The sequence below is a fragment of the Anaplasma phagocytophilum genome (assembly GCF_023476575.1).
Lineage (GTDB): Bacteria > Pseudomonadota > Alphaproteobacteria > Rickettsiales > Anaplasmataceae > Anaplasma > Anaplasma phagocytophilum_A.
Map to the genome: position 1 here is coordinate 1 of NZ_JAHLEX010000197.1, position 570 is coordinate 570.

Consider the following 570-nt stretch of genomic DNA (forward strand, 5'->3'; position numbering starts at 1 on the left):
CCTTTACGGCACCAACAGCGGAGTTTCATCTTTCCTGGAGAGTAGTAGAGAAGCAATATGGGAAGAAAGAGACTACGAAAATTTTGCCAAAAATGGATACATAAAAAATGTAATAGCATTTCGAGCGATCCACATGATAGCAACAGCAGCAGGGTCAGTGAGATTGACATTGAATAAAATAACAAAAGGAGGAGTATTTCAGATAAGTAACCACCCGATACTAAAATTGCTGGCAAGACCAAACAGCAGCATGACGCGCTCAGAACTCATAGAAGGAATAATAACTTACAGGCTGATCAGTGGTAATTCGTACATCTTATCCATTAAAAATAGCGAAGATGTAATTCAGGAATTACATCTTCTGCGTCCTGATAGAGTAGAAATAGTTTCTAAAAATGGTTACGTGTTTTACAAGTACTCCGTTAATGACGAAGTTCACGAATTTCATACTAACCACACTTCTCTCCATCACCATTCTCTCTTACATCTCAAAAACTTTCATCCCTTAAATGATTGGTATGGCCTTTCTCCTATCGAAGCTGCTTCTTACAGCATTGATCAGCATAATCA

Annotated in this window: 1 protein-coding gene; it reads left to right on the forward strand. The window is 38.2% G+C overall.

Annotated elements, in window-relative coordinates:
- A partial coding sequence (locus tag KPX09_RS05515; protein ID WP_249549335.1) for a phage portal protein occupies positions 1–570 on the forward strand: 570 nt, incomplete at both ends.